The organism is Telluria sp. LT1R51-2, assembly GCF_059685775.1.
On record NZ_JCASIM010000002.1, the window covers coordinates 819,924 to 832,654 of the forward strand.

The window sequence follows — 12,731 nt, forward strand, 5'->3', positions numbered from 1 at the left end:
CTATCAAGGCAGTGTTATCTGCCCAGTCCCGTGCGCAGCATGTCGAGCATATCTGTTGGTGACATGCGCGCGGCCATCTCGGTGCCTTCGAGCAGGCTGTCGGCCAGGTCGCGCTTGTGGCGGTGCAGGTCGACGATGCCTTCTTCGATCGTGCCGCGCGCGACCAGCCGGTAGATCGTCACCGGGCGCTGCTGCCCCATCCGGTGCGCGCGGTCCGAGGCCTGGTCTTCCACCGCCGGGTTCCACCACGGGTCCATGTGGATCACGTAGTCGGCCGCCGTCAGGTTGATGCCCACGCCGCCCGCCTTCAGGCTGATCAGGAACATGTCGCCGTCGCCGGCCTGGAACGCGTCGACCCGCTTTTTGCGCTCTTGCATCGGCGTGGACCCGTCAAGGTACTGGTAGCGCACGCCCTGCGCGTCGAGGTGCTGGCGGATCAGGCTCAGGTGGTCGACGAACTGGCTGAACACCAGCACCTTGTGGCGGTTCTCGATCAGGTCGGCCGTGAGCCGCGCGAACGCGGCCAGCTTGCTGCTGATGATGCCGGCGCCCGGCGCGACCAGCTCGGGATTGCAGCAGGCGCGGCGCAGCCGCATCATCTCGGCCAGGATCTCGATCGACTTCTGGCCTTCGGGTGCTTCGAGCGCAGCCAGCTTGTCGAGCGCCTGGCGCCGCAGCGATTCGTACAGCGCGCTTTCCTCGGCGCTCAGTTCGACCGGGATGACGATCTCGGTGCGCGGCGGCAGTTCGGCCAGTACCTGCGCCTTGGTACGGCGCAGGATGAACGGCGCGGTCAGACGCCGCAGGCGCGCGCGGGCGGCAACTTCGGCGCGCCGGTCCTTCACCTTCTCGGACTGGGCTTTTTCAATGGGGCCGGCAAAGCGCAGCTGGAACTGCTCGGCACTGCCCAATAAACCCGGATTGATGAAGCGGAACAGGTTCCACAATTCGCCCAGGTGGTTTTCCAGGGGCGTGCCGGTGGCTGCCATTCTAAAGTCGCCCTGCAGCGCCATCACGGCCTGCGAGCGCTTGGTGTGCATGTTCTTGATCGCCTGCGCCTCGTCCAGCACGATGCTGTGCCAGCGGCGGCCCTTGAAGCGCGCCGCCTCCTGCTGGAGCAGGCCGTAGCTGACGATGACGACGTCGAATGGCCCCGCGTCGTCGATCGTCGCGGCGCGCTCGCCGGGCCCGAACAGTTTCAGGTTCAGCGTCGGCGCAAAGCGCGCCGCCTCGTCGATCCAGTTCAGGCACACGGTCGTCGGCGCGACCACCAGCGCCGGGCCATCCTTGGCGCGCGTGAGAAGCAGCGCCAGCGCCTGCAGCGTTTTACCCAGACCCATATCGTCGGCCAGGCAAGCGCCCACGCCCCAGTGGGCCAGGCGCGCCAGCCACTCGAAGCCGTCGAGCTGATAGTCGCGCAACTCGGCCTGCAAGGTCGATGGCAGCGTGGGCGTGAAGGCGGCGCTGTCGGCCATGCGCGTCAGGTGCGCCTGCCAGGCCTTGTCCCCGTCGACACTGCCTGCCTCGCCCGCCAGTTCACCCAGCGCGAAGCTGGCCAGCGCGTGGGTGCGGATGCCGTCGCCATGCAGTTCGCCATACGCGCCCAGCTCCATCAGGCGCCGGTGCAGTTCATCGGACAGGGCCAGGTAATCGTTGTCGCCCAGCGCGACAAACCGGCTGCCGCTCTCGCGCAGCTTTTCCAGCAGCGTGCGCAGGCTCATCACGCGGCCTTCGTCGATGACGATGTCGCCGCTGGCAGCAAACCAGTCGCGCTCGCGCCGGATCTGTACCCGCACCGATTTGGAGGTCGCTTTTTTGGTGACGCGGAACGATTCGCCCTCGGGCCAGGCCACGACGATCGAGGCCGGGTCCAATCCCCTGAGCTCCTCGACCAGTTCGAGTGCCAGCATCGGTTGCCCGAGCAGCCATTCGCCGTGTTCCTGCTCGCCCTGTTCCAGCACGACGCAGGCGCCGACGAGCTGACGTTCGGCCTCGCGCTCGGCGTTCATGTCGCGCTGCGCTTCGGTGCGGATGCCGTCGACATCGGCGATCACGCTGGCCGCGCCTTCGCCCGGGCCGTAGTAGGCACCGCCTGGCAGCGGGCGCACCAGCAACTGCATGCGCAGGCCTTGCTGGTAGGGCCGCAGGTGAATGTGCATGCGCGCATCGGCCGGCACGGTCTCGATGTCGGCGCTGCTCGCACCGATGTCCGACTGCACGGTGACGCTGGACGCCACCGCGCCGATGGCGCGCAGCACGCGGCGCTCGGCCGACAGCGGCACGTCCAGCCCGGCGCCGACAATGGCGGCGATGCGGCGGTGTTCGTCGTTGATGCGCACCAGGCGCAATCGCGTGGGCGTCTCGAGCGTGATGACCACGTCGCCGTCTTCGTTGTCGATCGGCGGCTGCAGCGCGATCGACACCTTGTCGCCCTGTTTTTTCACCAGCAGTTCCGGTTCGCCTGGCAGCAGTTCGACGCGTGTGCCGGGGGAGGCCATCCAGAACAGCAGCGGATGGCCGACCAGGGCGGCCAGCGCCTTGTGCACTTCGAGCTCGAAGCGGATGCCGCTGCCGGCGTAGTAACGGCGCCCGGCAATCGCATTGATCGCCTGCAGGTCCTGCGCCGTGAGGAACTCGAGCTGCGCGCCTTCTTCGGCCAGGCGTTTCAGGCCCAGCGCGCGGCCGCGGCTCCACGCGCCTTGCGCATCGCGCTTCTGCTCGCGCGGCTCGATTTCCTGCACGCCCAGGTGCGGGTCGTGGCGGATCAGCCAGACCAGGCGCGATTCCTTGACCTGCTCCACCGTAAGGGCGGGCTGCAGGTTGATCAGCGCGTTGAGCTGGCGCTCCCACGGCTCTTCGCGCGTGAACCAGAGCGCCATGTCGGGCAAGCGGTGGCGCTGGCGCAGTTCGCCCGCACGCGCCTCGTGAATCAGATAACCCGCCTGGCCCATCTGGGCCAGCACGCCGGCCAGCTGCGCCGACCACAGGTCGAACCCGGCCAGCTCGGATTGCGCCAGCATGTCTTCCAGGCGCGCACGCTGGCTGTTCAACGCGGGCAGCGCCAGCCAGTAGTGGATCAGCGCACGGAATACGGTCGGTTCCAGCGACAGTTCCCAGCTGCGGGTGGCGAATAGACCCGCGTCGACGGTGCCGCGCCGGATTTCATGCAGCATGCCGAGCTGGAACCAGATCGCGTTGTCGGGCCGCTGCACGGCGCGTGTTTCGATCTCGAGCCAGGCATCGGCCAGCTTGCGGTGCGCCGGTTCAGTGCTGCGCAACAGGGCGGCCACCGCGATGTGCGCGCAATGGCCGCTGAAGGTGGCCTTGCGCTTGCCGGTCTCGCGCCGCAACTGCTTCAGGGCCGCGTCGACGCCCGCCAGGCCGCCGTCGACATCGTCGCGCAGCAGCTGCACGACGCTGCGCAGGAACAGGCCCGGTGAATCGGTCATGTCGGCGACCAGGTCAAGCGCATCGTCCAGGCGCCCGCACAGGATGTAGTGCTCGCCCAGCGCGCGGCGCAGCAGGCTTTCCGGGCTGCTATGCATGATGTAGCCCTCGGCGCAGGCGCGCACCGCCGGGGCCAGCGCCGGCTCGCTGCGCACATGCACGACCAGGACGTGCAGGACGGTCTCGCGCAGGCGCGGGTGGATGCGCTCGATCAGCGCCGGCGTGAACGGACGCGCGCAGACGTCGACCAGCGGATGCAGATAGCTCGCCTCATGGCAGGCCAGGCAGGCGTCGAGCAGCGGCGTGACGACGTCGATGTCTTGCCGCGTCAGCAGCGCGATGCGCAGCAGGGCCAGGCCCTGGCGGTAACTGCGCAGCATCAGGTGGCCCTGCCAGTCGCGGCGCACGGTCGACACCGCGCCATACGCACCCGCGACGACGTCGAACAGGCCGCTGTCGAGGGCAAAGTCGAGCACGGGCCAGCTGGCCACCGGGGCCAGCCCCAGCCCGCGTTCGTTGGCATCCACCAGCAGGCCTTCGGCCTTCAGGCGCGCCAGTTCGTCGGCCCACTGCGCGGCCGGCAACGGGGCATTCAGTGCCCGCATGTGCTCGAGGATGCGCTGGCGGCCCATCGGCTCGCCGGCGATCGCCAGCAGCGTCAGGATCGCGTGTTCTTCGGCGCTGCAGGCCGCCAGTTGCGCCCGCACGTCGTCAGGCAGTGGGCCACCCTTCATGCGTCGAGATTCTCGATCTCGATGGCGGGCAGGTCGGCCGGCACGGCAATGCCGAACACGCGCAGGTAGAAATACAGCTCGGCTTCGAGCGTGCGCACCACGCTGTCGGCCTTGCGGAAGCCGTGGCCTTCGCCTTCGAGCGTCAGGTAGGCCACCGGCAGCTTTTGCGCGCGCAGGGCGTCGACCATGCTTTCGGACTGCTGCGGCGGCACGACCTTGTCGTCCAGGCCCTGGAAGAAGATCATCGGGCTGCGCAACTTGTCGCTGTGGTGGATCGGCGAGCGTTCGCGGTACACGGCCTGGGCGCGCTCGGGCGGCGCGGTCAGGTAGGCGTTGTAGCGCGACTCGAACTTGTGCGAATCCGCATCCAGCCCGGCCAGGTCGGACACGCCGTAATAGCTGGCGCCGGCCTTGAACACGTCGTGGAAGGCCAGCGCCGACAGCACCGTCAGGCCGCCGGCGCTGCTGCCGCGAATCAGCAGGCGCTCGGGGTCGACCGCACCGATGGCCGCCAGGTGGCGTGCACCGGCCACGCAATCCTCGACATCGACCACGCCCCACTGGTGCTGGAGCAGGTTGCGGTAATCGCGCCCAAAGCCCGTGCTGCCGCCATAGTTCACGTCCAGCACCGCGAAACCGCGGCTGGTCCAGTATTGGGTGGAGAGCTTGAGCGTGCTGGTGGCCATGCTGGTCGGGCCGCCGTGGCCGATCACGATCAGCGGTGGCAGTTCGTCCGGCAGCGGCGCGTAATCCGGATTGGCCGGCGCATAGTAGAACGCGTACGCAGTGCGGCCGTTGGCGCTTGGATAGCTGATCGCCAGCGGCACGGCCAGATACGACGTGGCCGGCAGTTGCGGGATCGAGTGCGCCAGCACCTCGAGCGGCGCGCCGGCCAGGTCGATGCGCGCCAGTTCGGGCGCAATGGTCGGCGCGCCGCCCAGCAGCGTCACGATGTCACCGCTGACCTTCACGTCGCGGATGTCTTCATAGGGCGTTTCCAGTGGCATCAAGCTGCCGTCGTGGGTGGAGACGATGCCCAGGTGGCTCACGCCCATCTCGATATACGCGCACACAATCTGTTCTTCGGAGCGGAAAGCATACTGCGACCCGCCAAAGTTCCACTGCGGGACGCCGAATTCGGCCGCGCGCTCGCACAGGGCGTGAACGGCGTCAGCGGCGTAACGGTACAGATTCCACCAGCCGCTGCGATCGGACACGAAGTGCAGCACGCCGCCAGGTGACCATTCGGGCTGGCAGATCGCTTCATCCGCCCCGCCGGCGATCAGGCGCCGGTTGACGATCGCGCCATCGGCGGCCACGTCGCCCAGCCACAGTGCGGTGCCTTCCCACGGCATGTGCGGCAGCTCCCAGCACAGCCAGGCCAGCTGGCGGCCATCGGGCGACAGGCGCGGCGCGGCGTAGAAGTCGCTGCCCTCGACCAGCACGGTCTCGGCGCCGTCAAAGCCCACCGCGCACAGCGTGTTGACGGGATAGGTCGCGCCCGGCGAATGGTCTTCGCGCACCGCCACCAGACGATCGCGCCCGGCGTCGAGCACGAAGTCGGCAAAGCGGTGGCCGGTGTCGGCGGCCGTGACGGCAACCGGCTGGCCAGCGTTCTCGACCCGGTACAGGCGGTTGTCCGCATGGTGCGAGAACCAGGCGCCGCCGCCGCTCAGCAGGTACGCGCCACCGCCATATTCATGCACGCGGCTGCGCACATTGAACGGCGCCGGTGTCAGCTCGCGCGTGCCGTCGGCGTCGTGCACCATCAGCGTCATGCGCCCGCCTTCGCTGGTGCGCCCCTCGAGCCAGCCGATGGCGGCGCCGTCGGGCATTGGCTGCGCCAGTGGCACGGCGCCGGCAGCAACGACGGCGGCAGTGATCGGGGAAGTCCAGGCGCCGCATGGCGTGGCTTGTTTGCTGGTGGCAACGGTCATAGAGGGGCTTTTTCGAAGGGTGGACGAGCATTATAGTGCGCCCCCAAGAATGCGATAATAGGCGTCTGCCTATCAAACCGATGCCTCCCATGCCACAATTTGCCCCGCTCCAGAACGACACCTTCCTGCGTGCGCTGCTGCGCCAGCCGACCGACTACACCCCGGTCTGGCTGATGCGCCAGGCGGGCCGCTATCTGCCGGAATACCGCGCCACCCGCGCGCGCGCCGGCTCGTTCCTGGGCCTGGCAAAAAATCCCGATTACGCCACCGAAGTCACGCTGCAGCCGCTCGACCGCTTCCCGCTGGACGCGTCGATCCTGTTCTCGGACATCCTGACCGTGCCGGACGCAATGGGCCTGGGCCTGTATTTCGCCGACGGCGAGGGCCCGAAGTTCGAGCGTCCGCTGCGCACCGAAGAGCAGGTCCACGCGCTGGAAGTGCCCGACATGGCCTCGCTCGACTACGTGTTCAAGGCCGTCACGCAGATCCGCGGCGCCATCAATGGCCGCGTGCCGCTGATCGGTTTCTCGGGCAGCCCGTGGACGCTGGCCTGCTACATGGTCGAAGGCGCCGGCTCGCGCGAGTTCCACACCGTCAAAAAGATGCTGTACAGCCGGCCGGACCTGATGCACCGCATCCTCGACATCAATGCCAAGGCCGTCACCGCCTACCTGAACGCGCAGATCGACGCCGGCGCGCAAGCCGTGATGATCTTCGATTCGTGGGGCGGGGCGCTGGCCGATGGCGCCTACCAGACCTTCTCGCTGCACTACATGCAGCAGATCCTGGCCGGCCTGCAGCGCGAAAAGGATGGCGTGCGCATCCCGGCCGTCGTGTTCACCAAGGGCGGCGGCATCTGGCTCGACCAGATGGCCGATATCGGCGCCGATGCGCTGGGCCTGGACTGGACCGTGAATCTGGGCACGGCCCGCGCGCTGGTCGGCGACCGCGTGGCGCTGCAGGGCAACCTCGACCCGGCGATCCTGTTTGCCGCGCCGGACCAAATTGCAGCGGAAGTCGAGCGCTCGCTGACCGCCTACGGCACGCCATCGAATGGCCACGGTCACGTGTTCAATCTGGGCCATGGCATCTCGCAATTTACCCCGCCGGAATCGGTCACCGCAATGGTCGAGGCAGTGCACAGCTTCAGCCGCAAGCAGCGCGCCGCGTAATCCTGTTCACGGCTTGCTGCGCACTCGCAAGAGCGCGATCGCAAGCCGACTTCCTCACTTGTTCACAACTTCCGCAAATCCGATAAACCGTCCTGTGGACATCTCGACTTTTCGTGTTTACGCGCAAGTCGATGATTCATAAGTGTTTTCTTTCTTGCTTATGCGATCTGGCTGTCTTCTCGCTAAACCTTGTCCAGGGGAATTCAGCCTGATTTGGCGCCTTGTTCACAAAGTTATCAACAGGCGCTGCAAAGACGGGGAAAAGTGCTTGGTTTACCGAGACTTAGCGTGAAACTTCATGTGTTGCCTTAACTTTATGACGCATCGCAGCGAGTTTTCCACGGAAAATTGCAGAGTTATGCACAAGGCGCGAAATGTGCTCGAGGTTGTTAACAGGTTTTCGGGTGATTTTGCAAGTCGTTGATTATGAAGACTAAAATTATCTTGAATTCGAGAATTTTCGTCTGTGACTTGATCTAACGTAAACCTTTGATGGGGTCAAGTCCCCCACTATTCACAAAGTTCTCCACAGATTTGCACAGGGTCCAGATTGTCAACCAGCACTCCCGCACCGGTCGAACCGTACTGCTTTCTCGAAGTCGTGATCGATACGCCGCTCAACAGCAGTTTCGACTACCGCTGGCCCTGTCAGCCGGGTGATGAACCGCTGCCCGGCCAGTTGGCGCTGGTGTCGTTTGCGCGGCGCGAGGTGATGGCCCTGATCGTCGCGGTCAAGTCCATCAGCGATGTGCCGCCCGAAAAACTCAAGGATGCGCTGGCTGTGCGGAGCGAACTGGCGCCACTGTCCGGGCGCTGGCTCGCGCTGGCGCGGTTCGCTGCCGAGTACTACCAGCGCCCGCTCGGCGAAGTCGCGTTGCCCGGCCTGCCGAAGAACCTGCGGGTGCCCAAAACAGTGGCGCTGGGGCGCGCGCTCAAAAAACTGGCCAAGCTCGACGCCGGGCAGGACGCGACCGCAGTGGGCATGCCCGTGCTGAACACGGCCCAGCAGGAGGCGGCCGACGCCATCGGTGGCGCCACCGGTTTCAAACCGTTCCTGTTATGGGGCGTCACCGGCAGCGGCAAGACCGAGGTCTATCTGCAAGCCTGCGCCCAGGTGCTGGCGCGTGATCCCCAGGCGCAGATCCTGATCATGGTTCCCGAGATCAACCTCACGCCGCAGCTCGAAGGCAATATCCGGGCGCGCTTCCCGGGCATGATGCTCGCCACGCTGCACAGCAGCCTGTCCGAGGGCGAGCGCATGCTGCACTGGCTGGCCGCGCACCTGGGCCAGGCGCGCATCGTGCTGGGCACGCGGCTGTCGCTGCTGGCGTCGCTGCCCCACTTGCAGCTGATCGTGATCGACGAAGAGCATGACCCGTCGTACAAGCAGCAGGAAGGCTTGCGCTATTCGGCGCGCGACCTGGCGGTCTGGCGCGCGCACCAGCTGGGGATTCCGATCGTGCTGGGCTCGGCCACGCCATCGCTCGAATCGTGGCACCACGCCCGCTCGGGGCGCTATACAAGGCTCGACCTGCGCGAGCGTGCCGTGCAGGATGCGGTGCTGCCGCGTGTGCGCCTGATCGACATGGAGCGCGACCGCGGGCGCGATGGCCTGACCGCCGAGATGGTCGCTGCGCTGCGCCTGCGCCTGGAGCGCGGTGAGCAGTCACTGCTGTTTCTGAACCGGCGCGGCTATGCCCCTGTGATCTCCTGCGACGCCTGCGGCTGGATCAGCGATTGCACGCGCTGCACTGCCTTCATGGTGCTGCACAAGCCCGAGAACCGGCTGCGCTGCCACCACTGCAGCCTGGAGCTGCGCATCCCGCGCTCATGCCCGACCTGCGGCAACGTCGACATCCAGCCGCTGGGCAGGGGCACGCAGCGCGTCGAAGAAGGCTTGCGGGCGATGTTCCCCGAGGCGCGCATCCTGCGCATCGATGCCGACTCCACGCGCCTGAAGGGCAGCGCGCAGGCGGCGTTCGACAGCGTGCACCGGGGCGAGGTCGATATCCTGATCGGCACCCAGATGGTCGCCAAGGGCCACGACTTCAAGAAGCTCACGCTGGTGGGCATCCTGAATCCGGATACGGCGCTGTTCTCGCAGGACTACCGCGCCAGCGAGCGCCTGTTCGCGCAGCTGATGCAGGTGGCGGGGCGGGCAGGGCGGGCCGGGGCCCCATCCGAGGTGCTGGTGCAGACCCGTTACGTGCAGCACCCGCTGTACGGCGCGGTGATGCGCCACGATTACGAGCGCTTTGCCGGCCAATTGCTCGATGAACGGCGCGAAGCGGGCCTGCCGCCGTACATGTACCAGGCCTTGCTGCGGGCCGAGGCGCGCGAGCTGCCGATCGCAATTGCATTTCTGGAAAGCGCGCGCGACTGCCTGGCGCACGACGGGATCCTGATCAATGACCCGATCCCGATGACGATGACGCGGGTGCACAATATGGACCGCGCCCAGTTGCTGGTGGAGTCCAGCTCGCGCCCGGCCTTGCAGGCATTCCTGCGCGCGTGGATGGAAGCGCTGCGGGCCATGAAGGCCCGCGTGAAGTGGTCGCTCGAAGTCGACCCGCTCGATATTTAAGCTGCGCTGGCAGCCTTGCGTGCTGCCTGACGCCGACGGCTGGCATAACCCATCATGCCCAGGCCGGCGCCCAGCAGCAGGCCGCTGGCCGGTTCAGGCACTTCACCCGGCGGCACTTCGCCGCCGACTGTTTGCACGCCGAACGTGATGGTGCCGAAGTTCCAGATGCCGTCCGGGCCATCGAAATCATCGAACCCTTCGAAGAATTCCAGGCGCAGGATGCCGTCGGCGCCGACAGCGAAACTCAGGTCCAGGTCGACCAGGTCGGCGAAACCGTTATACGTTGCGGTGCCCGGGCTGTCATCGTTGAAACCGGGGTTGAAGTACACGCCATCGGTCTGGTCGGCGTTTTCGAACGCGAGGGTCAGTTCAGACAACCAGCTCGGCGAAAACGCGGTCAGGTTGGCCGAAAAGGAAACGTTGGTAATGATCGAATTGGCGCCGACGTTATAGGTCAGCACCGTGTTGCTGGCGTCGCCGTATTCCCCAAAACTGGTAATGCCCGACACGTTGACGACCAGCGGTGCGGCAAATACGGATGAGCAAGCGAACAGCGACAGGCTAACAAGCAATTTGTTCAGCGTAGCGAGTGACATGACATCTCCTGGGTTGGGTTGAGCCCGGGGTGTATGCAAATACCGTGCCGCAGTGAAGAACCCATCCATCCTGTTGATTCCGTTAGGAAAAATTAAAGCAATATAAATTGGTGTTCGGAATCTGTAAAAGTGGTCGACATGGTTTTATGCCTATTGGTTTTGATTCTTTGGCGCGCTGGCGCGGCGTCCCGCCCGAATCGCCACCATGACGCGTGAAATAGCGTATCGTTTTGCCTGTCAACAGTGAAAGAGCACCATGAAACAACTGAACGTGGATGTCGCCGTCATCGGCACCGGCACCGCCGGCATGACGGCCTATCGCGCGGCCAAGGCCCAGGGCGCGCGTACCGTGGTCATCGAGGGCGCGCACTATGGCACCACCTGCGCCCGGGTCGGCTGCATGCCGAGCAAGCTGCTGATCGCCGCCGCCGAAGCGGCGCACACGCTGCACTCGTCGGGCCCGTTCGGCGTGCATGCCGGCGAGGTGCGGATCGATGGCCCGGCCGTGATGGCGCGCGTCCAGCGCGAACGCGACCGTTTTGTCGGTTTCGTGCTCGAGGCCGTGGAAGCCATTCCCGTCCAGGACCGCCTGCAGGGCCACGCGCGCTTTACCGGCCCGTGCACGCTGCAGGTCGACGACCATACCGAGATCCACGCCGGGCGCGTCGTCATCGCCACCGGCTCGACACCGCTGCGCCTGCCGCAGCTCGAGAACGTCGGCCCTGGCATCGTCACCAGCGACGACGTGTTCTACTGGAACGACCTGCCGGCCTCGGTGGCCGTGATCGGCACCGGCGTGATCGGCCTTGAACTGGGCCAAGCCCTGAGCCGTCTCGGCGTGCGCGTGCGTTTCTACGCGCGCGGCGGCTCCATCGCCAACATCAGCGATCCCGAAGTGCTGCGCTGCGCGGCGCACGTGCTGGGCGACGAAGTCGACATCGCGTTCCAGAGCCAGATCATGGGTGCAGAACAGGAGGGCGACGAGGTGGTCTTGCGCGTGCGCGACGCGCTGGGCAAGGAGAGCAGCGAACGCTTCCAGTACGTGCTGATGGCGGCCGGGCGCACGCCGAACGTGCATGACCTGGGACTGGAGCTGACCGGCCTGGAGCGGGGCGACGACGGCATCCCGACTTTTGATGCGCGCACCATGCAGTGCGGTACCAGCCATATCTTTATCGCGGGCGACGCCAACGACGAGCGCCCGTTGCTGCACGACGCGGCCGACCACGGCAAGATCGCCGGCGACAATGCGGGCCGCTACCCCGACGTGCGCCCGGGTCTGCGCCGCACGCCGATCGCGGTGGCCTTCACCGAGCCGAATATCGCCACGTTGGGCAAGAGCTATCGAGAATTGTGCGCGGGCGGACAACGCAAGTTCGCCGTGGGCAGTGTGTCGTTCGAGAATCAGGGCCGCAGCCGTGTCATGTTGCAGAACAAGGGGATGCTGCGGGTGTATGCCGAATACGGCTCGCGCCTGTTCCTGGGCGCCGAGATGATCGCGCCGCGCGCCGAACATCTGGCGCACCTGCTGTCATGGGCGTGCCAGATGCGTCTCACGGTCGACCAGATGCTGGAGATGCCGTTCTATCATCCGGTGATCGAAGAGGGCGTGCGCACGGCGCTGCGCGACCTGGCGACCAACCTGGCGCAGGGCGAAAGCAGCACCCTCGCAGCCGACTCCCAGCCGGGTCTGTAAACTGCGCCGCCGGATCGCCGGATCGCCGGATCGCTGAATCAGTTGAGCAGCGTGGTGGCCAGCTTGCCCTGGCCGGCCAGCTGGCGCAGGATGCGCACGGTGTCGATGTCGGCTTCTTCGTAGGCCGACTTCTTGAATTCGTCGTACATCGCATTGGCCTGGTCGACGTGTTCGCCCATGCCGTCGTCGTAGCAGAAGCGCACCAGCAGCATGGCGCTGGTGGGCGCCTCGATCACCATGCGCAGCGTCGAGGCGGCGATGTCGCCCTGCGCCGGCACGTCGTAATGCACTTCCTGCAGCGGGGTCAGGGTCACCTTGTCTTCAATCACCAGCGGGCCGAAGGTCAGGCGGCGGCGCATGATGCCGGCGTCGCGCTCGAGGATCTCACAGGTGTCCAGGTGCGGAATGAACAGTTTCGGCTGCTCGGCGCGCAGCACCAGGCCGTGCCACAGCTGCTCGCGGGTAAGCGTGTCGAGCAGCGGGTTCATCGGATCGTTGATTTCGACGAGATGTTCGAATTTCATGGGGCAGATTTCCAGAAAAATAGGGCGGCAGCGTAGCGCGT

Annotated in this window: 7 protein-coding genes; 3 read left to right on the forward strand and 4 right to left on the reverse strand. The window is 66.1% G+C overall.

Going from position 1 to position 12,731, the window contains the following annotated elements; genetic code table 11:
* Nucleotides 1-14: 14 nt before the first annotated feature.
* Nucleotides 15-4,181: an SNF2-related protein gene (locus tag AC56LH_RS21910; RefSeq protein ID WP_499649618.1), complete on the reverse strand. Its 4,167-nt coding sequence runs from the start codon at nucleotides 4,179-4,181 to the stop codon at nucleotides 15-17.
* The gene (locus AC56LH_RS21915; protein WP_499649620.1) at nucleotides 4,178-6,118 is read right to left on the reverse strand and encodes a dipeptidyl-peptidase 5; all 1,941 of its coding nucleotides are present in this window, start codon (nucleotides 6,116-6,118) and stop codon (nucleotides 4,178-4,180) included. The genes AC56LH_RS21910 and AC56LH_RS21915 overlap by 4 nt, the downstream gene beginning before the upstream one ends.
* Before the next feature lie 89 nt (nucleotides 6,119-6,207).
* On the opposite strand from AC56LH_RS21915, the gene hemE reads away from it, so the two are divergent.
* Complete coding sequence (hemE, locus tag AC56LH_RS21920; RefSeq protein ID WP_499649621.1) at nucleotides 6,208-7,290, forward strand: uroporphyrinogen decarboxylase; 1,083 nt, start codon at nucleotides 6,208-6,210, stop codon at nucleotides 7,288-7,290.
* 550 nt (nucleotides 7,291-7,840) lie between these two features.
* Nucleotides 7,841-9,874 carry a primosomal protein N' gene (locus tag AC56LH_RS21925; protein WP_499649623.1) on the forward strand — a complete coding sequence of 678 codons (2,034 nt, stop codon included), beginning with the start codon at nucleotides 7,841-7,843 and terminating at the stop codon, nucleotides 9,872-9,874.
* On the opposite strand, the gene AC56LH_RS21930 is transcribed toward AC56LH_RS21925, so the two are convergent.
* A complete protein-coding gene (locus AC56LH_RS21930; RefSeq protein WP_499649625.1) occupies nucleotides 9,871-10,470 on the reverse strand; it encodes a PEP-CTERM sorting domain-containing protein in 600 nt (199 codons plus the stop codon). The two genes, AC56LH_RS21925 and AC56LH_RS21930, sit on opposite strands and share 4 nt — an antisense overlap.
* Before the next feature lie 256 nt (nucleotides 10,471-10,726).
* On the opposite strand from AC56LH_RS21930, the gene AC56LH_RS21935 reads away from it, so the two are divergent.
* Entirely contained in the window at nucleotides 10,727-12,166 is a 1,440-nt protein-coding gene (locus AC56LH_RS21935; protein ID WP_499649627.1) for a dihydrolipoyl dehydrogenase, read from the forward strand.
* 38 nt (nucleotides 12,167-12,204) lie between these two features.
* On the opposite strand, the gene AC56LH_RS21940 is transcribed toward AC56LH_RS21935, so the two are convergent.
* The gene (locus AC56LH_RS21940) at nucleotides 12,205-12,690 is read right to left on the reverse strand and encodes an SRPBCC family protein (RefSeq protein ID WP_499649629.1); all 486 of its coding nucleotides are present in this window, start codon (nucleotides 12,688-12,690) and stop codon (nucleotides 12,205-12,207) included.
* Between the last annotated feature and the right edge of the window lie 41 nt (nucleotides 12,691-12,731).